The 19,587-nt window shown below is 71.1% G+C and carries 22 protein-coding genes and 5 tRNA genes; 7 read left to right on the forward strand and 20 right to left on the reverse strand.

The genetic code is table 11. The annotated features are described in order from the left end of the window. Nucleotides 1–6 precede the first annotated feature (6 nt). Nucleotides 7–1,890 carry a DAK2 domain-containing protein gene (locus ABT232_RS07625; RefSeq protein ID WP_351837273.1) on the reverse strand — a complete coding sequence of 628 codons (1,884 nt, stop codon included), beginning with the start codon at nt 1,888–1,890 and terminating at the stop codon, nt 7–9. 264 nt (nt 1,891–2,154) lie between these two features. Between ABT232_RS07625 and rpmB the strand changes: the two genes are divergently transcribed. Further along, on the forward strand, nt 2,155–2,340 hold the full coding sequence (gene rpmB, locus ABT232_RS07630; RefSeq protein WP_003993230.1) for a 50S ribosomal protein L28: 186 nt from the start codon (nt 2,155–2,157) through the stop codon (nt 2,338–2,340). Between the two features lie 201 nt (nt 2,341–2,541). Here the strand turns inward: rpmB and thiD are convergent, their stop codons facing one another. Together thiD and ABT232_RS07640 are read right to left on the reverse strand one after the other, a co-directional pair. Next, a complete protein-coding gene (thiD, locus tag ABT232_RS07635; protein ID WP_351837275.1) occupies nt 2,542–3,351 on the reverse strand; it encodes a bifunctional hydroxymethylpyrimidine kinase/phosphomethylpyrimidine kinase in 810 nt (269 codons plus the stop codon). Continuing rightward, a complete protein-coding gene (locus ABT232_RS07640; protein WP_351837277.1) occupies nt 3,348–4,313 on the reverse strand; it encodes a thiamine-phosphate kinase in 966 nt (321 codons plus the stop codon). The genes thiD and ABT232_RS07640 overlap by 4 nt, the downstream gene beginning before the upstream one ends. Nucleotides 4,314–4,542: 229 nt before the next feature. Here ABT232_RS07640 and ABT232_RS07645 point away from each other — a divergent pair, with 229 nt between their 5' ends. Together ABT232_RS07645 and ABT232_RS07650 are read left to right on the forward strand one after the other, a co-directional pair. Then, nucleotides 4,543–4,776, forward strand: coding sequence for an Lrp/AsnC family transcriptional regulator (locus tag ABT232_RS07645; protein WP_003997603.1), 234 nt, complete (start codon nt 4,543–4,545; stop codon nt 4,774–4,776). 20 nt (nt 4,777–4,796) lie between these two features. Further along, on the forward strand, nt 4,797–5,282 hold the full coding sequence (locus tag ABT232_RS07650) for a DUF3515 domain-containing protein (RefSeq protein ID WP_351837279.1): 486 nt from the start codon (nt 4,797–4,799) through the stop codon (nt 5,280–5,282). A 31-nt stretch (nt 5,283–5,313) separates the two neighbouring features. Here the strand turns inward: ABT232_RS07650 and ABT232_RS07655 are convergent, their stop codons facing one another. Genes ABT232_RS07655 through ABT232_RS07665 form a run of 3 tightly spaced genes read right to left on the reverse strand, consistent with a single transcriptional unit; the run spans nt 5,314 to nt 8,437 of the window. Continuing rightward, complete coding sequence (locus ABT232_RS07655) at nt 5,314–6,474, reverse strand: D-alanine--D-alanine ligase family protein (protein WP_351837282.1); 1,161 nt, start codon at nt 6,472–6,474, stop codon at nt 5,314–5,316. A 59-nt stretch (nt 6,475–6,533) separates the two neighbouring features. Continuing rightward, complete coding sequence (locus ABT232_RS07660) at nt 6,534–7,544, reverse strand: NAD(P)H-dependent glycerol-3-phosphate dehydrogenase (RefSeq protein WP_351837285.1); 1,011 nt, start codon at nt 7,542–7,544, stop codon at nt 6,534–6,536. Then, complete coding sequence (locus ABT232_RS07665; RefSeq protein WP_351837287.1) at nt 7,541–8,437, reverse strand: lysophospholipid acyltransferase family protein; 897 nt, start codon at nt 8,435–8,437, stop codon at nt 7,541–7,543. Before ABT232_RS07665 ends, ABT232_RS07660 begins: the two co-directional genes overlap by 4 nt. 162 nt (nt 8,438–8,599) lie before the next feature. On the opposite strand from ABT232_RS07665, the gene cofC reads away from it, so the two are divergent. Both cofC and ABT232_RS07675 read left to right on the forward strand, forming a co-directional pair. Continuing rightward, nucleotides 8,600–9,238, forward strand: a complete 639-nt coding sequence (gene cofC / locus ABT232_RS07670) for a 2-phospho-L-lactate guanylyltransferase (protein WP_351837290.1) — start codon at nt 8,600–8,602, stop codon at nt 9,236–9,238. Between the two features lie 9 nt (nt 9,239–9,247). Further along, nucleotides 9,248–9,451: a hypothetical protein gene (locus ABT232_RS07675; protein WP_351837292.1), complete on the forward strand. Its 204-nt coding sequence runs from the start codon at nt 9,248–9,250 to the stop codon at nt 9,449–9,451. Between the two features lie 117 nt (nt 9,452–9,568). Here the strand turns inward: ABT232_RS07675 and ABT232_RS07680 are convergent, their stop codons facing one another. From ABT232_RS07680 to leuC, 4 genes are all read right to left on the reverse strand, one after another. Next, nucleotides 9,569–10,252 carry an HU family DNA-binding protein gene (locus ABT232_RS07680; protein ID WP_351837294.1) on the reverse strand — a complete coding sequence of 228 codons (684 nt, stop codon included), beginning with the start codon at nt 10,250–10,252 and terminating at the stop codon, nt 9,569–9,571. 137 nt (nt 10,253–10,389) lie between these two features. Continuing rightward, nucleotides 10,390–10,620 (reverse strand): SCO5555 family protein, encoded by a 231-nt coding sequence (locus tag ABT232_RS07685; protein ID WP_351837295.1) that lies wholly within the window; start codon nt 10,618–10,620, stop codon nt 10,390–10,392. Nucleotides 10,621–10,906: 286 nt separating this feature from the next. Continuing rightward, on the reverse strand, nt 10,907–11,500 hold the full coding sequence (gene leuD / locus ABT232_RS07690) for a 3-isopropylmalate dehydratase small subunit (RefSeq protein ID WP_351837298.1): 594 nt from the start codon (nt 11,498–11,500) through the stop codon (nt 10,907–10,909). Nucleotides 11,501–11,506: 6 nt separating this feature from the next. Then, nucleotides 11,507–12,937, reverse strand: coding sequence for a 3-isopropylmalate dehydratase large subunit (gene leuC, locus ABT232_RS07695; protein WP_351837301.1), 1,431 nt, complete (start codon nt 12,935–12,937; stop codon nt 11,507–11,509). 198 nt (nt 12,938–13,135) lie between these two features. Between leuC and ndgR the strand changes: the two genes are divergently transcribed. After that, entirely contained in the window at nt 13,136–13,852 is a 717-nt protein-coding gene (ndgR, locus tag ABT232_RS07700; RefSeq protein ID WP_015036427.1) for an IclR family transcriptional regulator NdgR, read from the forward strand. A 106-nt stretch (nt 13,853–13,958) separates the two neighbouring features. On the opposite strand, the gene ABT232_RS07705 is transcribed toward ndgR, so the two are convergent. Further along, nucleotides 13,959–14,474, reverse strand: a complete 516-nt coding sequence (locus ABT232_RS07705; RefSeq protein WP_351837304.1) for a DUF4188 domain-containing protein — start codon at nt 14,472–14,474, stop codon at nt 13,959–13,961. Between the two features lie 55 nt (nt 14,475–14,529). Here ABT232_RS07705 and ABT232_RS07710 point away from each other — a divergent pair, with 55 nt between their 5' ends. After that, the gene (locus ABT232_RS07710) at nt 14,530–15,174 is read left to right on the forward strand and encodes a MerR family transcriptional regulator (RefSeq protein WP_351837307.1); all 645 of its coding nucleotides are present in this window, start codon (nt 14,530–14,532) and stop codon (nt 15,172–15,174) included. Nucleotides 15,175–15,222: 48 nt separating this feature from the next. On the opposite strand, the gene ABT232_RS07715 is transcribed toward ABT232_RS07710, so the two are convergent. From ABT232_RS07715 to ABT232_RS07755, 9 genes are all read right to left on the reverse strand, one after another. Then, nucleotides 15,223–15,298 (reverse strand) — tRNA-Glu (locus ABT232_RS07715). Between the two features lie 28 nt (nt 15,299–15,326). Next, a tRNA-Gln gene (locus ABT232_RS07720) sits at nt 15,327–15,398 on the reverse strand. 21 nt (nt 15,399–15,419) lie between these two features. After that, a tRNA-Glu gene (locus ABT232_RS07725) sits at nt 15,420–15,492 on the reverse strand. A gap of 61 nt (nt 15,493–15,553) precedes the next feature. After that, nucleotides 15,554–15,626 (reverse strand) — tRNA-Glu (locus ABT232_RS07730). A 21-nt stretch (nt 15,627–15,647) separates the two neighbouring features. Next, nucleotides 15,648–15,719 (reverse strand) — tRNA-Gln (locus ABT232_RS07735). 92 nt (nt 15,720–15,811) lie between these two features. Further along, nucleotides 15,812–16,543 carry an HAD family hydrolase gene (locus ABT232_RS07740; protein WP_351837310.1) on the reverse strand — a complete coding sequence of 244 codons (732 nt, stop codon included), beginning with the start codon at nt 16,541–16,543 and terminating at the stop codon, nt 15,812–15,814. A gap of 112 nt (nt 16,544–16,655) precedes the next feature. Further along, nucleotides 16,656–18,140, reverse strand: a complete 1,485-nt coding sequence (gene gltX / locus ABT232_RS07745; protein WP_351837313.1) for a glutamate--tRNA ligase — start codon at nt 18,138–18,140, stop codon at nt 16,656–16,658. Then, nucleotides 18,133–18,909 (reverse strand): fumarylacetoacetate hydrolase family protein, encoded by a 777-nt coding sequence (locus ABT232_RS07750; RefSeq protein WP_351837316.1) that lies wholly within the window; start codon nt 18,907–18,909, stop codon nt 18,133–18,135. The genes gltX and ABT232_RS07750 overlap by 8 nt, the downstream gene beginning before the upstream one ends. 140 nt (nt 18,910–19,049) lie before the next feature. After that, entirely contained in the window at nt 19,050–19,238 is a 189-nt protein-coding gene (locus ABT232_RS07755) for a hypothetical protein (protein ID WP_351837318.1), read from the reverse strand. Nucleotides 19,239–19,587: the final 349 nt, after the last annotated feature.

Consider the following 19,587-nt stretch of genomic DNA (forward strand, 5'->3'; position numbering starts at 1 on the left):
GTCGACTCACTCCACCCCGATGAGCACCAGCGACCCCTGCCGCCCGCCGCGGTAGACGACCGTGTCCACCGCGAGGTAGGCCGCGCGCACCCGGGCCTCCAGCCGCTCGGCGACGGCCTGCGGGGCCTGGTCGCCGAGGACGATGGTGACCAGCTCCCCGCCGGCCGCGAGCATGCGGTCGAGGACCGTCTCGGCGGTGGCGGTGACGTCCGAGCCGATCACCGCCACGTCGCCGTCGATGAGTCCGAGGACGTCACCGGCCTGGCAGATCCCGGCCATGGTCCAGAACTGGTGCTCGGCGACGGCGACCTCGGCGTAGCGGGTCGCTCCGGCCGCCGAGGTCATGGACACGACGTCCTCGTCGAAGCGGCGCTCCGGCTCGTGCACCGCGAGCGCCGCGATGCCCTGGACCGCGGACCGGGTCGGGATGAGGGCCACCCGGATGCCCTCCGCGCGGGCCTGCTCGGCCGCCACCGCCGCGGTGTGCCGCAGGTCGGCGTCGTTGGGCAGCAGGACGACCTCGCGCGCGTGCGCCCGGCGTACGGCCTGGAGCAGCTCCCCGCTGGCGGGCGGCTCTCCGGGCCGGGCGAGCACGGTGGTCGCGCCCGCGTCGGTGTACAGCCCGGCCAGGCCCTCGCCGGGCACGACGGCGACCACCGCGCGGGGCACCCGTTCCTGGGCGGGCCGCTCCCCGCGCGAGGTGTGCGCGTCCCCCGCGCCGAAGTGGGTGATCCGGATCCGGTACGGCCGTCCGGCCTCGACGCCCGCCTCCACGGCGGCGCCCGCGTCGTCCACGTGCACATGGACGTTCCACAGCCCGTCGCCGCCGACCACGACGAGGGAGTCCCCGAGCGCGTCCAGCCGCCGCCGCAGCCGGACCACGGCGACGTCGTCGGCCTCCAGGAGGTAGATCACCTCGAAGGCCGGTCCGCCCCCCTCCGGTCCCGCCGCCCCCTCCGTACACGTATGCGGCCCACGGACCGCCTCGCCTTCGACCTCGACCGCGGCCTCCGTCTCGCGCTCGGCCCCGCTCTCGCCCGCCACCGCGCCCGCGCCGTGCCGCCCCTCGCCGACCCCGCGCGCGTACGCCCCGGACAGCGCCGTCGGCACCCCGCGCGGCGCCTCGCCCGTGAACGTCTCCACCAGCGCGCCCAGCACCGCCACCAGCCCGCGCCCACCGGCGTCGACCACCCCGGCGCGTTCCAGCACCGCCAGCTGTCCGGGGGTCGCGGCGAGCGCCGTGCGGGCTCCTTCGTAGGCGGCCCGCGCGACGGCCCCGCAGTCGTTCTCGGCCTCGCCCGACTCCCCGGCCTTCGCGGTGGCCTCGGCGGCGTCGGCGGCGGCCGAGGCGACGGTGAGGACGGTCCCCTCCACGGGGTGGGCGACGGCCTGGCGGGCGGAGTCGGCGGCCCGGCGCAGGGCCGTCCGCAGTCCCGCTCCGTCGGTGTGCGCGGTGCCGCCGTCGGCGGCCAGCACCTGGGACATGCCGCGCAGCAGCTGGGCGAGGATGGTCCCGGAGTTGCCGCGCGCCCCGATCAGCGCCCCGTGCGCCATCGCGCGCACGGCCTCGGCGAGCGACGGCTCGTCCGCCTCCCGCGCGGTGCCGGCCCGGGGCTGGGCACCGGCCTCCCGCTCGGCGGCGTCGGCCGCGGCCTCGCGCGCCACTCCCCGCGACCCGGAGCCGACCTCGTGCCCCGCGAACACCGCCTCCACGGCCGCCGCGGCCGACTCGACGGTCAGGTAGAGGTTTGTGCCGGTGTCGCCGTCCGCCACCGGGTACACGTTGATCGCGTCGATCTCCTCGCGCGCCCGCCCGAGGGCCTGGAGCGCGAGACCGCACCAGGTGCGCACCGCGAGAGCATCGAAGAATGTCTGCGGCACCTGCGCCACCTGCGCCTCCTTGAGCTGCTGGACTGGACGCAGCGTAGACCCAGGGCCGGTGTCCGCCGGAAGTGGCCCGGCGCGGGCCCCGGACCAGCCGTGGTAGTTTCGTTCCACGGGAGCAGCCGTTGTATGCTGCTCCGGTTGCCCGATCTGATCGGGCCGTTCCCCTGGCAACGCCACTCAGATCTCAGATTGCTCCTAGCGCCTAAGATCTCGATCCCGGCATGCCGGGATTAACCGTAAGTGCATCTGAAGTCTTTGGAGTGACCCGTGGCTGCCAACTGCGACGTCTGCGGCAAGGGGCCGGGCTTCGGCAACAACATCTCGCACTCGCACCGCCGTACGTCCCGCCGCTGGAACCCGAACATCCAGCGTGTGCGTACCGTGGTGGGCGGGACGCCGAAGCGCGTGAACGCTTGCACCTCGTGCATCAAGGCCGGCAAGGTCTCGCGCTGACGCTCAGCTGAGCGCGCGGCCACTGCCGGTTCGCTGCTTTAAGCCGGTCCACCTCGGTGGACCGGCTTCTTGCTGTGTCCGGATGTGCCCCCGGTCACCTTCGCACCAGCCGATCGCAGGCGGACGCCACCCGCGATCGGACCCGGACCCGGTCTAGGTCCCGGTCCCGGTCTCGGTCTCGGCTGCGGTCTCGGCTGCGGTCTAGCCGCGCGGCGCCTTCAGGGCCCAGCCGTGGTCCACCGGCCCGATGCCGCCGCCGAGGGCGAACCCCGCGGCGATCGCGCCAGTGACGTACTCCTTGGCCGCCGTCACCGCCTCCGGCACGGTCCGCCCCAGGGCGAGGTGCGAGGCGATCGCGGAGGCGAGGGTGCAGCCGGTGCCGTGGGTGTGGCGGTTGTCGTGCCGGGGCGCCCGCAGCCAGTGCTCCTCGGAGCCGTCGGTGAGCAGGTCCACGGCCTCGCCGGACAGATGACCGCCCTTGATCACCACCCAGCGCGGACCGTACTCCAGGACGGCCTCCGCGGCCCCCCTCATCCGGTCCCGCGACTCGACCACGAGGCCGGTGAGCTGCCGGACCTCGTCGAGGTTCGGCGTGGCGACGGTCGCCACCGGCAGCAGTCTCCTCCGTACGGAATCCAGCGCGGAGGACGCCAGCAGCGGGTCCCCGTGCTTGGAGACCCCGACCGGGTCCACGACGGCCGGCGCGTCCGTCCCGGCGATCAAGTCGGCGACCGCCTCGACCAGTTCCGCCGAGGCGAGCATGCCGGTCTTGACCGCCTGGACGCCTATGTCGTCCACCACACTGCGGTACTGCGCCCGCACCGCCTCCACCGGCAGTTCCCAGGCGCCCTGCACGCCCAGGGAGTTCTGCGCGGTCACCGCGGTGAGCACGCTCATGCCGTGCACCCCGAGCGCCAGCATGGTCTTCAGGTCGGCCTGGATGCCGGCGCCCCCGCCGGAGTCGGACCCGGCGACCGTCAGCACCCGCGGTGGAGCACCCGCGCCGCTCATGACTCCATGTCCCCGAAGTGGTCCCAGCCGCCCTTGCTGGTCCAGGGCGCACCGTCCACGGTGACCTGCGGCAGCGCCGAGGGGTTGAGCACCTCGCCGATGACCTTCCAGCGGGCGGGCAGCTTCACGTCCGGCGGGAAGGTCGCCACGATCGCGTGGTCCTCTCCCCCGGTCAGCACCCATTGCAGCGGGTCCACGCCGACGGCCTGCCCGATGTCGTTCATCTGGGACGGGATGTCGATCGCGCCGGAGCGGATGTCGATGCGGACCTTGCTGGCCTCCGCGATGTGCCCGAGGTCGGCGATCAGTCCGTCGCTGACGTCGCACATCGCGGTCGCGCCGAGCCCGGCCGCGGCCGGACCCGCGTGGTACGGCGGTTCGGGGCGCCGGTGCGCCTCGACGAAGGCGCGCGGCGAGCGGAAGCCGCGGGAGAGCACCGCGTACCCGGCCGCCGACCAGCCGAGCCAGCCGGTCACCGCGACCAGGTCGCCGGGCTGGGCGCCGGCCCGGGTCACCGGCTCCTGGTTGCGCAGATCGCCGAGCGCGGTGATCGACACGGTGATGGTGTCACCGCGTACGACGTCGCCGCCGACCACGGCGGCACCCGCCACCTGGCACTCGTCGCGCAGCCCGTCCATCAGCTCGCTCGGCCAGGTCACCGGCAGTTCCGCGGGCACCACCAGGCCGAGCAGCAGCGCGGTCGGCACGGCGCCCATGGCGGCGATGTCCGCGAGGTTCTGCGCGGCGGCCTTGCGGCCCACGTCGTACGCCGTGGACCAGTCGCGGCGGAAGTGCCGCCCCTCGACGAGGATGTCGGTGCTGGCCACGACCCTGCGGTCGGGAGCGGCGACCACCGCGGCGTCGTCGCCGGGGCCGACCCGGACCGCCGGGGTGGTGGTGAGACGGGAGGTGAGCTCCCTGATGAGCCCGAACTCACCGAGCTCACCAACAGTGCCCTTCATTGCCCTTACGCCCCTTCTCTGTCCCTGTGCATGCCCGGTCGCGCGTCATCAGTGTCCTCGATACGGTCGAAGTGACCGCAGGCGCGGTCCCTCTGAGCGTCAACCTCTGTCATGCCTGCACCCCGGCGCGCCCGGCCCGGTTCCCGCAGGTCTCCCCGCGGCGAGCGGCGACGCGATACCGTGGCGTTCCTTTTCCCCACATGATCCTCGTGGCCGCCCTGGAGGTTCCGTGGTACAGGCGTACATCCTGATCCAGACGGAGGTCGGCAAAGCGTCGACCGTCGCCGAGACGATCAGCAAGATCCCTGGGGTGATCCAGGCCGAGGACGTGACAGGTCCGTACGACGTCATCGTGCGCGCGCAGGCCGACACCGTCGACGATCTGGGCCGCATGGTGGTCGCCAAGGTGCAGCAGGTGGACGGCATCACCCGCACCCTGACCTGCCCGGTGGTCCATCTGTAGCCCCCGTCTACCCTGTGCCGGTGAACTCTTTCCGTCACCGGCTCATCGGCCTGCCCGCGCTCGCCCTGCTGATCGCCACCGCGGGCTGCTCCTCAGCAGACGACAGCGCGTCGGCGGCGGTTCCCAGCCCGGACGCGACGGTGACCGAGCTGTGCCGGAAGCTGGACAAGGCGCTGCCCGAAAAGGTGGCCGGTCTGAGTCGCGAGGATCCCGAGCCGCCGTCCACGCTGACCGCGGGCTGGGGAAACCCGGAGATCATACTGCGCTGCGGTGTCCCCCGGCCGCCGAAGATGATCGACCCCGAGGTCGCGGAGGGGCGGGACCCGGACGCCGTGCCGGGCGGGGTCGACGGGGTCGACTGGCTCCAGGAGAAGGCGGGCGACGGCTTTCGGTTCACGACCGCGAACCGGCCGGCCTATGTCGAGGTGAACGTGCCGGAGGGCGTGGACGGCTCGGCGGTGCTGATCGACCTGGCACCGGCGGTGAAGTCGGCGATCCCGCAGTGAACCGCCGACCGACCGCTGTCGGGGTGGAGGGTCAGCGAAGGCCCGTGGACCTGCGCAGTGCCGCCTGGATCAGCCGGTCCACCAGCTCCGGGTAGCCGATCCCGGTGGCCTGCCACATCTGCGGGTACATCGAGATGGGCGTGAAGCCGGGCATCGTGTTGATCTCGTTGATCACGAACTCGCCGTCCTCGTCGAGGAAGAAGTCCGCGCGGACCAGGCCCTCGCAGGAGGCGGCCTCGAAGGCCTCCACCGCGAGCCGCCGCACCTCGGCGGTCTGCTCCTCGGTCAGCGGGGCCGGCACGATGCCGGGCGTGGAGTCGATGTACTTGGCGTCGAAGTCGTAGTACGCGTGGGTGTCCGGCGGCGGGATCTCGGCGGGCACGGAGGCGCGCGGGCCGTCCTCGAACTCCAGCACACCGCACTCGATCTCGCGACCGCGCACCGCGGCCTCCACGAGGATCTTCGGGTCGTGGCGGCGGGCCTCGGCGATCGCCTCGTCCAGGCCGGAGAAGTCCTCGACCTTGGTGATGCCGATCGACGAACCGGCACGCGCGGGCTTCACGAACAGCGGCCAGCCGTGCGCACCCGCGAAGTCGGCGATCCGCCGCCGGGCACCGGCCTGGTCCTGCTCCCACTCACGCGGCCGGATCACCAGGTACGGGCCCACCTTCAGCCCGAACGACTCGAAGACCCGCTTCATGTACTCCTTGTCCTGGCCGACGGCCGAGGAGAGCACACCCGAACCCACGTACGGCACCCCGGACAGCTCCAAGAGGCCCTGGAGCGTGCCGTCCTCGCCGTACGGGCCGTGCAGCACCGGGAAGACCACGTCGACCTCGCCCAGCGCCTTGGGCACCGAACCCGGCTCGCTGTAGACGACTTCGCGGTTGTTCGGGTCGACCGGGAGCACCACACCGCCCTCGCCGGACTCGGCGAGCTCCTCGACGCTGGGCGTACGGCGGTCGGTGATCGCCATCCGCTCGGGCTCGTCGGCGGTGAGCGCCCAGCGGCCGTCGCGGGTGATACCGATCGGCAGGACCTCGTACTTGGTCCGGTCGATGGCCTTGAGGACGGCGCCGGCCGTCACCACGGAGATCCCGTGTTCGGAGCTGCGGCCGCCACAGACCACGGCCACCCGCGGCTTGCGGGTCGGCTGCTGCTCGGGGCTCTGGGGGAGGTTCTCGGTGCTCATATCGCGATGAGAGTACCCGGAGGCAGGGCCGGGAGACAGCGTCCACCCCGCGGGTTCGCTCAGCGTCGTTCCGGCTTCGCGCTGCGCGACATCAGCTCCTTGAGGGCGACCACCGGCGGCTTGCCCTCGTGGACGATTCCGACGACCGTCTCGGTGATCGGCATGTCGACGCCGTGCCGGCGGGCCAGATCCAGCACCGACTGGCAGGACTTGACGCCCTCGGCGGTCTGCCGGGTGACCGCGATGGTCTCCTGAAGGGTCATGCCCTTGCCGAGGTTGGTGCCGAAGGTGTGGTTCCGGGACAGCGGCGAGGAGCAGGTCGCCACCAGGTCGCCCAGGCCGGCGAGTCCGGAGAAGGTCAGCGGGTCGGCGCCCATGGCGAGGCCCAGCCGGGTGGTCTCGGCGAGACCGCGGGTGATGAGCGAGCCCTTGGCGTTGTCGCCGAGTCCCATGCCGTCCGCGATGCCGACGGCCAGCCCGATCACGTTCTTGACCGCGCCGCCGAGTTCGCAGCCGGCCACGTCGGTGTTGGTGTACGGGCGGAAGTACGGCGTGTGGCAGGCGGCCTGGAGCCGCCGGGCGACGGCCTCGTCGGTGCAGGCGACCACGGACGCGGCCGGCATCCGCGCGGCGATCTCGCGGGCCAGGTTGGGCCCGGTGACCACGGCGATGCGGTCCTGGCCGACCTTGGCCACGTCGTCGATGACCTCGCTCATCCGCATGGCGGTGCCGAGTTCGACGCCCTTCATCAGCGACACCAGGACGGTGTCCGGGGCCAGCAGCGGCACCCAGGCGGCGAGGTTGCCGCGCAGCGTCTGGGACGGGATGGAGAGCACGGTGAAATCGGCCCCGGCCGCGGCCTCGGCGGGGTCGGTGGTGGCCCGCAGGTTCTCCGGGAGTTCGAAGCCGGGCAGGTAGTCGGGGTTGGTGCGGGTGGAGTTGATCGCCTCGGCGACCTCCTCGCGGCGCGCCCACAGGGTGACCTCGCAGCCCGCGTCGGCGAGCACCATGCCGAAGGCCGTGCCCCACGAACCGGCGCTGAAGACCGCCGCCTTGACCGGCTTGCTCACGTGCCCTGCCCCTCTTCCCGGCCGGAGTGCCCGGCCGCTTCCCGGCCGCCCCGGCCGGCCGCCCTGCCCTGCGCCTGCCCCTCGGCCGGCACCTCGGTCGACGCCTCGTTCCGCGCCCCGCTCCGCGTCTGCGCCTGTGCCTGGGCACGGGCCTGTGCCTGTGCCTGGGTGCGGCGCCGCTGCTCGATGCGCTCGCGCTTGGGGTCGTACGGCGTCTCGGGCGCCTTCTCGCCGCGGATCCCCTCCAGCTGGCGGGTGATCGCGGCCATGATGACCTCGGTCGCCTCCTTGAGGACGTCCGCGGTCATCTCCTTGTCGTAGAACCGCGAGAGGTCCACGGGCGGGCCGGCCAGCACCCGGCTGGTCTTGCGCGGCAGCAGACGGGGCTTCTTGGCGTACGGCGGCAGCAGTTCGTTGCAGCCCCACTGGGCGACCGGGATCACCGGGCACTTGGTGCTCAGGGCGACCCGGGCTGCGCCGGTCTTGCCGGTCATGGGCCAGCCGTCCGGGTCGCGGGTGAGGGTGCCCTCGGGATAGAAGGCGACGCATTCACCGCGCTCCACGGCGTCGATCGCGGCCCGGAAGGCACTGAGCGCGTCCGTGCTCTCGCGGTACACGGGGATCTGTCCGGTGCCGCGCATCGCGGCGCCGACGAATCCCTTCTTGAAAAGGCCGCTCTTCGCCAGGAATCGCGGAACACGTCCGGTGTTGTACTGAAAGTGCGCGTAGGCGAAGGGATCGACGTGCGAATTGTGGTTCACCACGGTGATAAATCCGCCCTCGGCCGGAATGTGCTCCATTCCACGCCAGTCCCGCTTGAGCAGAACCACCAGCGGCGGTTTGCAGATCACCGCGGCGAAGCGGTACCAGAAGCCGATTCTGCGGCGGGGCACGCGGACACCTTCCTCTAGGCCTCTAGGGCTGCCACCCGGCCCGGGGGCCGCACAAGTGTCGCCCCAGGCCGTCGGTCTGTCGAGAACACCGTACGCCCCGAGCACCCGGCCGCCCGCTGGGCCGGGGGACAATGTCCGTGACAAGAGAGGGACGGAACGCCGGTGCAGTGGACCTTGGTGATACCCCTGAAGCCCTTGGCGCGGGCGAAGAGCAGGCTCGCGGACACCGCCGCCGACGGGCTGCGCCCGGGTCTCGCCCTCGCCTTCGCGCAGGACACCGTGGCCGCGGCGCTGGCCAGCCCCGCGGTGCGCGATGTGGCCGTCGTCACGGGCGACCCGCTGGCCGGCCGGGAGCTGTCCGCGCTGGGCGCCCGGATCGTCGCGGACGAGCCGGAGGGCGGTCTGAACACCGCGCTGGAGCACGCGGCGGCGACCGTGCGCGCCCTGCGCCCCGAAAGCGCCGTGGCCGCCCTCAACGCGGATCTCCCGGCGCTGCGCCCGTCGGAATTGGCCCTGGTACTGGACGCGGCCGCGGAATTCCCGCGGGCTTTCCTGCCGGATGCCGCGAATATCGGGACGACCCTGCTGGCCGCCGCTCCCGGCCGGGAATTGTGTCCGGCCTTCGGCAGGGATTCCCGGGCCCGCCATCGTGCGTCCGGCGCACTGGAACTCGGACCGGCGGGAGTGGATTCGGTACGCCAGGACGTCGACACCGGCGCCGACCTGCGCGCGGCGCTCGCGCTGGGCGTGGGTCCCCGTACGGCGGCGATGGCCGCGCGCCTGCTGATTCCCGGGCAGTAGGCTGCCGTCATGCAGGCGACCGCATACACGTACGACGTCGACACCCGCAGCGGACAGGTGCTGCTGGACGACGGCACGCCCGTCCCCTTCGACAGCGCCGCGTTCGACGCCGGCGGGCTGCGGCTGCTGCGGCCCGGCCAGCGGGTGCGGATCGAGACGGAGGGCGAGGGCGAGGCCCGCCGGATCACGCTGGTGACGCTGCAGACCCTCTGAGCCTCTTCAACTCTTGGAAAAGCCCTGCTCAGATCGTGTGCGCGGGGCCTGTGCACACGCCGCGGGCCGGGCTCCCGAGGGAGTCCGGCCCGGCGCGTGAGTGCCCTGTGCCTGCCCTTACTTCTTGCGGGCGGTGGCCTTCTTGGCGGTCGTGGTCTTGCGGGCCGACGACTTCTTGGCGGGGGCCTTCTTGGCCGTGGCCTTCTTCGCCGGAGCCTTCTTGGCGGCGGCCGTCGACTTCGTGGCGGTGGCCTTCTTGGCGGGGGCGGCGGTCTTGGCCGTCGTGGTCGTGGCCTTCTTCGCCGGCGTCGCCTTCTTCGTGGTGGCCTTCTTGGCCGTGGCCGTCGTCTTCTTCGCGGCGGCCGTGGTCTTCTTGGCGGCGGCGGTGGTGGTCTTCTTCGCCGGCGTCGCCTTCTTGGCGGTGGTCTTCTTGGCGGCGGCCTTCTTCACGGTCGCCGAAGCGCCGCCGGTCAGGCTGCCCTTGGGGGCCTTCTTGACGGCGACCTCGCCGCCGCGCGGCAGCTTCTTCGAGCCGCTGACCAGGTCCTTGAAGCCCTGTCCCGCCCGGAAGCGCGGCACCGAGGTCTTCTTGACCCGAACCCGCTCGCCCGTCTGCGGGTTCCGGGCGTAACGGGCCGGGCGGTCGACCTTCTCGAAGGAACCGAAGCCGGTGACAGAGACCCGCTCACCTGCGACGACCGCGCGGACGATGGCGTCCAGCACATGGTCGACGGCATCGGCGGCCTGCTGGCGGCCGCCCATCTTGTCGGCAATCGCTTCTACGAGCTGCGCCTTGTTCACGTCTTCCCCTTCGGAGACATCGCCAGAACGAAAGTGTTCAAGCTTTTTCGCACGTTAGGCAGATATATACCGCAAATCAAACACGAAACGGGCTAATCACCCTTGTGCCGCAACAGACTCGGCGGTACCGGACTTGTTCAGGCTTCCTCTTCGGGGATTCGCCCCTCGTCGAGATCGGCCGTGAACCGCTCCAGACGCCTTGCCGCGTCGGCGAGATCGTGCTTGGCCGCGGCCGTGATGACCAGCAGCTTCCGGGTCAGCGCCATCCGTACGCCCTCCGGGACTTGCAGTGCGCGCACTCTTGCGTGCGCTTCCTTGAGCCGGTTCGCGACCGCCGTATAGAGCTCGAGTTGGCCGTCACGTTCCATGCACAGATTGTGCCATCTGGGGCGAGTTGTCGCCTGCTCGGGGTGCAACTGCCGCCGCGAACGGCCCTTCGGGCGCCCGCCGCGACCGCGCCGCCAGAGCCCGCGTACCCCGGCAACAACCGCTCTAACGTGGGAAGTTGAGGCGCCCGCGAGGCGCCCCTGCGGCCGTCCGGGTACGAAAACGGCTGTACCCCCGATCGGGCCGATCGGGGGTACAGCCGGGGTGTTCGGGTGGCCGAAACTCGACCTTCGCGGGCCGTCCGTGCGGGCCGGGCCGGGGCGCGGGTCAGACCTGGAGCGTCCGCGGCTTGTACGCGGGGCGCTTCGCCTCGTAGGCCTCGATGTCCTCCTCGTTGCGGAGGGTGATGGAGATGTCGTCCAGCCCGTTCAGCAGCCGCCAGCGGGAGTTCTCGTCCAGCTCGAAGGGGGCGGTGATGCCCTCGGCGCGCACCTGGCGGGTCTCCAGGTCCACGGTGATCTCAGCGGTGGGGTCCTTCTCCGTGAGCTCCCACAGCGCGTCCACGATCTTCTGCTCCAGAACCACCGTGAGCAGGCCGTTCTTGAGCGAGTTGCCGCGGAAGATGTCGGCGAAGCGGGACGAGATCACCGTCTTGAAGCCGTAGTTCTGCAGCGCCCAGACGGCGTGCTCACGGGAGGAGCCGGTGCCGAAGTCGGGGCCGGCGACCAGCACCGTGGCGCCCTGGCGCTCGGGACGGTTGAGCACGAACTCCGGATCCTTGCGCCAGGCCTCGAACAGCCCGTCCTCGAATCCGTCCCGCGTGACCTTCTTGAGCCAGTGGGCGGGGATGATCTGGTCGGTGTCGACGTTGCTGCGGCGCAGCGGGACGGCCCGGCCGGTGTGGGTGGTGAATGCTTCCATGACTGATCAGACTCCAGCGGGCGTACGGGTCTCGGCGTCGGACAGGTCGGCCGGGGAGGCCAGGTGTCCCAGGACGGCGGTCGCGGCCGCGACCTGCGGCGACACCAGATGCGTACGGCCGCCCTTGCCCTGCCTGCCCTCGAAGTTGCGGTTGGAGGTGGAGGCGGAGCGCTCGCCCGGGGCCAGCTGGTCCGGGTTCATGCCGAGGCACATCGAGCAGCCCGCGTGCCGCCATTCGGCGCCGGCCTCCTTGAAGACCACGTCCAGGCCCTCGGAGACGGCCTGCAGACCCACCCGTGCGGAGCCCGGGACGACCAGCATCCGTACCCCGTCGGCGATTTTGCGGCCGCGCAGCAGTTCGGCGGCGTTGCGCAGGTCCTCGATGCGGCCGTTGGTGCAGGAGCCTACGAAGACGGTGTCCACCTTGATGGAGCGCAGCGGCTGACCGGCCTCCAACCCCATGTACTCCAGGGCCTTTTCGGCGGCGAGGCGCTCCGAGGCGTCCTCGTACGAAGCCGGGTCGGGGACGGACGCCGAAAGCGGGGCGCCCTGGCCCGGGTTGGTGCCCCAGGTGACGAACGGTGACAGCGCGGCGGCGTCGATGACGACCTCGGCGTCGAACTCGGCGTCGTCGTCGGTGCGCAGCGTCTTCCAGTACTCGACCGCGGCGTCCCAGTCGGCGCCCTCGGGGGCGTGCGGACGGCCCTTGAGGTAGGCGAACGTGGTCTCGTCGGGGGCGATCATGCCCGCGCGGGCACCGGCCTCGATCGACATGTTGCAGATGGTCATCCGGGCCTCCATCGAGAGCTTCTCGATGGCGGAGCCGCGGTACTCCAGGACGTAGCCCTGGCCGCCGCCGGTGCCGATCCGCGCGATGATCGCCAGGATCAGGTCCTTGGCGGTGACGCCCTCGGGCAGCTCGCCGTCGACCGTGATCGCCATGGTCTTCGGGCGGGTCATCGGCAGCGTCTGGGTGGCCAGCACATGCTCGACCTGCGAGGTGCCGATGCCGAACGCCAGCGCCCCGAAGGCGCCGTGCGTGGAGGTGTGCGAGTCGCCGCAGACCACGGTGGTGCCGGGCTGGGTCAGACCCAGCTGCGGGCCGACGACGTGCACGACGCCCTGCTCGACGTCGCCCAGCGGGTGCAGCCGGACGCCGAACTCGGCGGCGTTCTTGCGCAGGGTCTCCAGCTGGACGCGGGAGACCGGGTCGGCGATCGGCTTGTCGATGTCGAGGGTCGGGGTGTTGTGATCCTCGGTCGCGATGGTGAGGTCGAGGCGGCGCACCTTACGGCCGCTCTTGCGGAGGCCGTCGAAGGCCTGCGGGCTGGTCACCTCGTGCAGCAGGTGCAGATCGATGTAGAGGAGGTCGGGCTCGCCCTCGGCGCGCCGGACGACATGGTCGTCCCAGACCTTCTCCGCGAGTGTCCTACCCATCGCTTTCCCTCCGGCCGGCAAAGGTGCGCCGACCCAACTAGAGATCCGTGAGGAAGCAGCGCCCGCGCCCCTGGTTCCGGGCGTCCGCCGCCAGGCCCGTACCTCACACGGGCCGCTGTGCCTTCGTGACATCCAGAGTGGCGTGTTCCACGGAAAATTGAACTTGCGTTTCACAGAGTGAGACGCAAGTATCGTTGCATGGACAACAGTAGCGGCGTCGGCGTTCTGGACAAGGCGGCCCTCGTCCTGAGCGCTCTGGAGTCCGGTCCGGCCACCCTCGCGGGTCTGGTCGCGGCCACCGGACTGGCACGACCCACGGCCCACCGCCTGGCCGTGGCCTTGGAACACCACCGCATGGTGGCGCGCGACATGCAGGGCCGTTTCATCCTCGGCCCGCGGCTAGCCGAGCTGGCCGCGGCGGCGGGCGAGGACCGCCTGCTCGCCACCGCCGGCCCGGTGCTCACCCACCTCCGGGACGTCACGGGCGAGAGCGCGCAGCTCTACCGCCGCCAGGGCGACATGCGCATCTGCGTCGCCGCGGCGGAGCGCCTGTCCGGCCTGCGGGACACCGTCCCGGTCGGCTCGACGCTCACCATGAAGGCGGGCTCCTCGGCGCAGATCCTCATGGCCTGGGAGGAGCCGGAGCGGCTGCACCGCGGCCTGCAGGGCGCCCGTTTCACGGCGACGGCGCTCTCGGGCGTCAGGCGCCGCGGCTGGGCCCAGTCGATCGGCGAGCGCGAGCCGGGCGTCGCGTCCGTCTCCGCGCCCGTGCGCGGCCCGTCGAACCGCGTGGTGGCCGCGGTGTCCGTCTCCGGCCCGATCGAGCGCCTGACCCGCCACCCGGGCCGTATGCACGCCCAGGCCGTCATCGACGCCGCCGCCCGCCTCTCCGAGGCCCTGCGCCGCACGGGCTGATCCCGCACCTCTCGCAGCCCTCGGGAAAAGGCGGCCTCAACGCCGCGGCAGCCTTTCCCGACGGCACGGTGACCGGAGCCGGACCCTGGAGACCTTTCAGGAAGGCCTAGGCCTCCACTCCCGAGCCCGGCCGGTAGGCGAACCGCTCCTTGGCGGAGCGTCCGCGCGCGGCGACCGGTACCTGCCCGTGCGCCGCGGCCAGCCCGAACGCCGGCATGTCCGCGTAGATCGCCTCGTAGGAGCCCTGCGGCACCACATAGGCCTCGTGCCACAGTCCGACGTGCTGCCGCGCCTTCCCGGCCCGCTCCTTGCGGTTGATGATCGCCCACGCGCGGTGATGGAACATCTCGGGCGAGTGCGCGTAGGCGTAGAGCTTCTCCTTGGACTCCCAGTACTGCACGACGTAGTACGTCCGCGGCGACGCCGTCAGCAGCACATGCCCGAGCAGCCCGCGCTCCGGCCGCGCGAGCAGTTCCCGCAGCATCCGCGGCATCGCCAGGAACACCGGCACCCAGTGGCGCACCGCCCAGAAGTGGTTGATCCGCATCCCGATCAGCAGCACCACGACATCGCCCTCGGCGTCCGCGGTGGTCCGTCCGGCCGTGACCTTCTTCCCGAACATCACATCCCCCTTCCCGTGCTTGGATAGTGCCGTTATCCAAGAAGGAGCACAAGAGATGCGGCTCGCCGAACTCAGCAAGCGCAGTGGCGTGTCCACCGCGACGATCAAGTACTACCTGCGCGAAGGCCTGTTGCCGCCCGGCCGCCAGATCAACGCGACGACCGCCGAGTACGACGAGGACCATCTGCGCCGGCTGCGCCTGGTGCGCGCGCTGATCCAGGTGGGCCGGATCCCGGTGGCGAACGCCAAGGAGATCCTGGGCCACGTCGACGACGACTCCCTGGGCCGCACGATCCGCCTGGGCGCGGCCCTGTGGGCGCTGCCGCAGGGCCCGGAGCCGGACGAGGCGGACCCGGCGGTGGCCGCCGCCCGTGAGGAGGTGGACCGGCTGCTGCGGACCCTCGGCTGGGAGAGCGCCCGGGAGATCGGCGCCCTCTCCCCCGTCCATCGCTCGCTGGTCGTCGCGGTGGCCACCCTGAACCGGCTCGGGTACGCCTGGGACGCGGAAGTCATGGCGCCGTACGCCGAGTTGATGCACGAGGTGGCGCGGCGGGATCTGGACCGGCTGGAGAGCCATGGTTCGGAGGCGGAGCGGGTGGAGACGGCGGTCGCGGCGGCGGTGCTCTTCGAGCCGGTGCTGCGGGCTCTGCACCGCCTGGCGCAGGAGGAGGAGTCCGCGCGGCGCTACGGCATCGTCTGAACACGCCACGCCGAAGGGGCCTCCGCCGAAGCGGAGGCCCCTTGGGACTGGTACCCCCGACCGGATTCGAACCGGCGCTACCGCCTTGAGAGGGCGGCGTGCTAGGCCGCTACACAACGGGGGCGTGGACTCTGCGTTTCCGCAGGTCCGAGCTGGTCTACCTGGACTCGAACCAAGACTAACTGAACCAGAATCAGTCGTGCTGCCAATTACACCATAGACCAATGATGGTTTAGACCAGTCAGTACCCCCGACCGGATTCGAACCGGCGCTACCGCCTTGAGAGGGCGGCGTGCTAGGCCGCTACACAACGGGGGCCCTAGCGATCCTGCATCGATGGCAACGGGAGCGACCCGGTTGCCTTCGCGGGAAGGATCAGTACCCCCGACCGGATTCGAACCGGCGCTACTGCCTTGAGAGGGCAGCGTGCTAGGCCGCTACACAACGGGGGCTTTGCAGATGAGCTCTGCGAGCTGGCCTACCTGGACTCGAACCAAGACTAACTGAACCAGAATCAGTCGTGCTGCCAATTACACCATAGGCCACTGGAACGCAAGCCCCGTGCGGGGATCTTGTTCTAGCTTGCTCCTCCGGGACCCGGCCTTTCGGCCCGCTCCCCGGCGGCGCAGAAAGAACATTACCCGAAGGTGGACGGGGCTCCAAAACGGGTATCCGCGCCGAGCAGCGCGGGGAGTTCGGAGAGGGACGCGATCCGGTGCGGTCCGGGCGGCGCCGTCACGGTCACGGAGCCGCCCACGCGGTCGATCCAGACCGACAGCAGCCCGGCGTCGGCGGCGCCGCGGCCGTCGATCTCCGGGTGATCACCGACGTACGCCACCTGGTGCGGAGGCAGGGACAGGGCCTCGCAGGCGGCGAGGAACGCGGCGGCCTGGGGCTTGGAGACGCCGAGCTCCGCCGCGCACAGGATGGTCTCGAAGCGGTGGTGGACACCGAGCACCCGCAGTTTGCGGTCCTGGACGAAGAGGCTGGAGTTGGAGAGCACCGCGTGGCGGTGGCTGGCGGCGAGGGCGTCGAGGACGGGCACGACGTCGGGGAACAGGGCCCAGGCGGCCTCGTAGCGAGCGAGATAACGCTCGAACCAGGCGTCGGCCTCGGCGTCGGTCAGCGGCCGGTCCAGGAACACCCGCACCCGGTCCCGGCGCTGGCCCTCGAAGGAGCACTCCCCCGCCGCGAACCGCGCCCACTGACGGTCGGTGACCTCCCGCCAGTGCACGAGGGCCTGTTCGGGGCCGTCCCAGCCGGCCAGCAGGCCCTCGGCGGCCAGATGGGCGCGCATGCCCTCGCGGTCCGCGCTGGTGTAGTCGAAGAGGGTGTCGTCCACGTCCCAGACCACGGCGCGAATGCTCATGAGCCGACGGTAACGCGCGAGCGCGCACCGTGTCCGGGGGATGACGAAGGGGCGGTACCCGGAAATGCCGGGTACCGCCCCTCCCGTCGCGCGTGGCTCTGTCGTCGCGTCCTTACGCGGCCAGTCGGGCCAGGGCTGCGTCGACGCGGGCCAGCGTCCGCTCCTTGCCCAGGATCTCCAGGGACTCGAAGAGCGGCAGGCCGACGGTGCGGCCGGTGACGGCGACACGGACCGGGGCCTGGGCCTTGCCGAGCTTGAGGCCGTGCGCCTCGCCGGCCGCCAGGACGGCCTCCTTCAGCGACTCGGCGGAGCTCCAGTCGGCGGCCTCCAGCTTCTCGCGGGCCGTCCGCAGCAGCGCGTCGCTGCCCTCCTTCATCGCCTTGGTCCAGCTCGCCTCGTCGAGGACCGGCTCGGGGAGGAAGAGGAAGTCGACGTTCTCCGTGATCTCGGAGAGCACCTTGAGGCGGGTCTGGGCGTGCGGGGCGATCGCCTGCCACTGGGCCTCGTCGAAGTCCTCCGGCGCCCAGGTGGCGAAGGGCGCCTTCAGCCAGGGGCGGCAGCGCTCGGTGAACTCCTTCACGTCCAGCAGGCGGATGTGGTCGCCGTTGATCGACTCGCACTTCTTCAGGTCGAAGCGGGCCGGGTTGGGGTTGACGTCCTTGACGTCGAACGCCGCGACCATCTCGTCCATCGTGAAGATGTCCTGGTCGGCGGAGAGCGACCAGCCGAGCAGCGACAGGTAGTTGAGCAGGCCCTCGGGCAGGAAGCCGCGCTCGCGGTAGAGGTTCAGCGACGACTGCGGGTCGCGCTTGGAGAGCTTCTTGTTGCCCTCGCCCATGACGTACGGCAGGTGGCCGAAGTGCGGGACGCCCTTGGCGATGCCCAGCTCGATCAGCGCCTTGTACAGGGCGATCTGGCGCGGGGTGGAGGAGAGCAGGTCCTCGCCGCGCAGGACGTGGGTGATCTCCATCAGGGCGTCGTCGACCGGGTTCACCAGGGTGTACAGCGGGGCGCCGTTGGCGCGGACGATGCCGTAGTCCGGGACGTTCTCCGGGGTGAAGGTCAGCTCGCCGCGGACCAGGTCCGTGAAGGTGATGGTCTCGTCCGGCATCCGGAAGCGGACGATCGGCTCGCGGCCCTGGGCGCGGTACGCCTCGACCTGGGCGTCGTCGAGCTCGCGGCAGTGGCCGTCGTAGCCGGACGGCTTGCCGGCGGCGCGGGCGGCCTCGCGGCGGCTGTCCAGCTCCTCCTGGGAGCAGTAGCAGTGGTAGGCGTGGCCGGCGTCGAGGAGCTTGGCGGCGACGTCCTTGTAGAGGTCCATGCGCTGCGACTGGCGGTACGGCGCGTGCGGGCCGCCGACCTCGGGACCCTCGTCCCAGTCGAAGCCCAGCCAGCGCATCGAGTCGAGCAGCTGCCGGTACGACTCCTCCGAGTCACGGGCCGCGTCGGTGTCCTCGATGCGGAAGACCAGGGTGCCGCCGTGGTGCCGGGCGAACGCCCAGTTGAACAGGGCGGTGCGGACCAGACCCACGTGCGGGTTACCGGTCGGCGACGGGCAGAAACGGACGCGTACAGGAGAGCCGGATGCGCTAGCCACGCTTGACAACCTTGTTGGTGAGAGTGCCGATGCCTTCGATGGTGACGGCGACCTCGTCGCCGACGTTCAGGGGGCCGACCCCTGCCGGGGTGCCGGTGAGGATCACATCGCCGGGGAGCAGCGTCATGGCCTCGCTGATGTTGACGATCAGGTCCTCGACGGAGTGGATCATCTCGCTGGTGCGGCCGAGCTGGCGCTGGAGGCCGTTGACCGTGAGCTGGATGGTGAGGTCGGACGGGTCGAGGTCCGTCTCGATCCAGGGGCCGAGCGGGCAGGAGGTGTCGAAGCCCTTGGCCCGGGCCCACTGCTTCTCGCGGCGCTGGACGTCGCGCGCGGTGACGTCGAGGGCGCAGGTGTAGCCGAGGACGACGTCCTTGACGCGCTCCCGGGGGACTTCGCGGCACATCCGGCCGATGACGACGGCCAGCTCGGCCTCGTGGTGCAGTTCCTCGGAGAAGGAGGGGTACTGGATGGCGTCGCCGGGGCCGATCACCGAGGTGGACGGCTTGAAGAAGGCGAACGGGGCGTCGGGGACCTCGTTGCCGAGTTCCTTGGCGTGCTCCGCGTAGTTGCGGCCGAAGGCCACGACCTTGTTGGGGAGCACCGGCGGCAGCAGCCTGACCTTGTTCAGCGGCACCTTGGTGCCGGAGAGCTCGAAGTCCGCGAACGGGATGCCCTTGATGATGTCGAGGACGAGCTCGTCCGGCTTGTCGCCCTCGACCGCGCCGAAGGCGACGTTCCCGTCGATGGAGAACCTGGCGATGCGCACGGGATGCTTTGCCCCTTGACTGAGCTGGCGGGAGTCTGACGCTCCAGGCTAACGCGGCAAAGGGCGGGCGCCTCGCGCATTGCCGCGCGAGGCGCCCTGGTCGACCCGGTGGAGGTGTGAGCCCTCCTCGCCGTGGGGTACTACTCCGCGACGGAGGCGCCCACGGGGACCTCCATCAGGACCGTACGCTTGGGGTTGGCGGTCTGGGCGGGGAGCTCGACGGGGTGCTCCGGCTGCGCCGGGGTCTGCAGTTCGCCGGCGTCCTTCAGGTGCGCCAGCGTCGTGCGCCGCGGGTTAGCGATCTTGAGGAACATCGTCGTCGTCTTCACGGGTGTCCTTGAGGGTTGTCAGAACGGTGACTCCTGTAAAGCGTCAGGCTAAACATGCGGATTCCCGTCAAAGGGCGGAAGGTCTCATGATCTGCGTGTGAGTTTGCTCACGAAGTAGTGCACAAACCGGTCAATTCAGGCCCGCGGCCCATGCCCACGAAACGGACATCACGCACCTGAACCCATCATTCCGCTCCTGATCATGGCGACTGGGACACCGGGCGCACCTCGGCGGCTCGTAGGCATATGTCCGTTATAAGGCGGAGGTCGCTCTACACCTGGTAACCCGGACCTCACGTGCTGTCACGGAGGTCACAGCCTGACCAACGGACCTTGTTGGAGATCCGGC

The organism is Streptomyces sp. NPDC001532 (assembly GCF_040298625.1).
Classification (GTDB): domain Bacteria; phylum Actinomycetota; class Actinomycetes; order Streptomycetales; family Streptomycetaceae; genus Streptomyces.